The organism is Streptomyces sp. NPDC002701, from assembly GCF_042889045.1.
Classification (GTDB): Bacteria; Actinomycetota; Actinomycetes; order Streptomycetales; family Streptomycetaceae; genus Streptomyces.
Window position 1 is genome coordinate 571,442 of sequence record NZ_JBIAQL010000003.1, and the last position, 2,137, is coordinate 573,578.

Genomic DNA, 2,137 nt, shown 5'->3' on the forward strand with positions numbered 1-2,137 from the left:
AGCGCCCATCCCGGCGGAAGCGCCCGTCCCAGCGGAGGTGTCCGTCCCGGCGGAGGTGTCCGTCCCGGTCTCAGCCGGAGCCGGAGCCGGAGCCGGAGCCGGAGCCGGACCGTCGGCCCGAGCCCCGCCCTCGGCCGAGGTCACAGCGTCAGCTTCGGCTTCGGCCGAGGTCGCGATCTCGGCCGAGGTCTCGGTCTCCGTCTCGGACGAGGTCACGGCGTCCCGCTCCGCGGGAATTCCCCGCTCCCGCTCAGCCGGCACTGCGTTCCGCCGCCTCGACCACGTTGACGAGGAGCTGGGCGCGGGTCATCGGGCCCACTCCGCCCGGGTTCGGCGAGATCCACGCGGCGACCTCGGCCACACCGGGGTGGACGTCGCCGACGATCTTGCCCTCCGCGTTGCGGGAGACGCCGACGTCGAGGACGGCCGCCCCCGGCTTCACGTCCTCGGGACGGATCAGGTGCGCGGAACCCGCCGCGGCGACGATGATGTCCGCCCGGCGCAGATGCGCGGCCAGGTCGCGCGTGCCGGTGTGGCACTGCGTCACCGTCGCGTTCTCCGAGCGCCTGGTGAGCAGCAGCGGCATCGAACGCCCGATCGTCACACCGCGGCCGACGACCACGACCTCGGCGCCCTTGATCTCCACTCCGTACTGACGCAGCAGGGTGAGGACGCCGTTCGGGGTGCAGGGCAGCGGGGCCGGCTCGTTCAGGACGAGACGGCCGAGGTTCATCGGGTGGAGGCCGTCCGCATCCTTGTCCGGGTCCATCAGTTCGAGGACGCGGTTCTCGTCGATGCCCTTGGGCAGCGGCAGCTGGACGATGTACCCGGTGCAGGACGGGTCCTCGTTGAGTTCGCGGACGACCGCCTCGATCTCCTCCTGCGTGGCGGTCGCGGGCAGTTCGCGCTGGATGGAGGCGATGCCGACCTGGGCGCAGTCGCGGTGCTTGCCCGCGACGTACTTCTGGCTGCCGGGATCGTCACCCACCAGGACGGTGCCGAGTCCGGGCGTGACCCCCTTCTCCTTCAGGGCCGCCACACGGACGGTCAGATCGGACTTGATCGCGGCTGCGGTGGCCTTGCCATCGAGAATCTGGGCGGTCATGCACCCATCCTCGCGGATGACCGGGTCCAGGTTCCAATCCGTCCACGGATCGACCGCCCGGACCTGCGTCACACGTGGTCAGCGATGTTGCACTTGCACAACTCCTGCCGAACGCAACTGGACAAGAAGGCCGGGCTTTTAGACCATAAGCCGCGCAGTGCCGCGGGCAGTGCAGGGGGGACGGACCGCAGACCGCTCGAGCTTTTCCTCCGTACAGCCGCGTCGTCCCCGCACCATCAACGGAGGAAACCGTCATGAGCTTCGGCGACCCGAACAACCCCTACGGGCAGCAGCAGCCGCAAGGAGGGCAGCCGTACGGTTACCCCCAGCAGCCGCCGCAGGGCCAGCCCGGTTACGGCTACCCGCAGCAGCCTCCGGGTGTCCCGCCGCAGGCGGGCTACGGTTACCCCCAGCAGCCCGGCCAGCAGTACCCCGGTTACCCCAACCCCCAGCAGCAGATGTACGGCGGCGGCATGCCCCCGTACGCCCACTGGGGTCTGCGGTTCGGCGCGACGCTGGTGGACATGCTCGTCCTGATGGTGGCCTACATCCCGATGGTGATCGGGGCGGCCATAGGCAGTGACTCCTCGACGGCGATCTTCAGTCTGATCAGCTTCGTCGCCATCATCGGTGTGGCCATCTGGATGCTGGTCCAGGAGGGCAAGACCGGTCAGACGATCGGCAAGAAGGCCCTCGGGATCCGGCTGCTGCGGGAGAGCGACGGCATGCCGCTCGGCATCGGCATGGCGTTCGTGCGCCGCCTCGCGCACTTCCTCGACAGCCTCGCCTGCTACCTCGGCTGGCTGTGGCCGCTGTGGGACGCCAAGAAGCAGACGTTCGCCGACAAGGTGTGCAGCTCGGTGGTCGTCAAGGGCTGACGCCCGCGCGGACCGTCGTACGGGACGGGCGGCTCGTACATAGACAGGTCGCCCGTACCAGGACCGGGGGCCGGGGGGCCCCCCCCCCGGGGGGGGCCCCGCCCCCCCGCCGCCCCCCCCGGCGCCCCCCCCCCCGCGGGCCCCCCCCGCGGGG

At 70.9% G+C, this 2,137-nt stretch carries 2 protein-coding genes and 1 pseudogene; 1 reads left to right on the forward strand and 2 read right to left on the reverse strand.

Going from position 1 to position 2,137, the window contains the following annotated elements; genetic code table 11:
- Positions 1–216: pseudogene (locus tag ACFYXC_RS11005) on the reverse strand (glycoside hydrolase); the annotation flags it as partial.
- A gap of 34 nt (positions 217–250) precedes the next feature.
- Positions 251–1,105 carry a bifunctional methylenetetrahydrofolate dehydrogenase/methenyltetrahydrofolate cyclohydrolase gene (locus tag ACFYXC_RS11010; protein WP_388914327.1) on the reverse strand — a complete coding sequence of 285 codons (855 nt, stop codon included), beginning with the start codon at positions 1,103–1,105 and terminating at the stop codon, positions 251–253.
- 254 nt (positions 1,106–1,359) lie between these two features.
- Here ACFYXC_RS11010 and ACFYXC_RS11015 point away from each other — a divergent pair, with 254 nt between their 5' ends.
- On the forward strand, positions 1,360–1,983 hold the full coding sequence (locus ACFYXC_RS11015; protein ID WP_389549425.1) for an RDD family protein: 624 nt from the start codon (positions 1,360–1,362) through the stop codon (positions 1,981–1,983).
- Positions 1,984–2,137: the final 154 nt, after the last annotated feature.

Excerpts from the sequence above, each read along its gene's own strand:
- ACFYXC_RS11010 (WP_388914327.1), bottom strand. The coding sequence starts at position 1,105 with ATGACCGCCCAGATTCTCGATGGCAAGGCCACCGCAGCCGCGATCAAG.
- ACFYXC_RS11015 (WP_389549425.1), top strand. The coding sequence starts at position 1,360 with ATGAGCTTCGGCGACCCGAACAACCCCTACGGGCAGCAGCAGCCGCAA.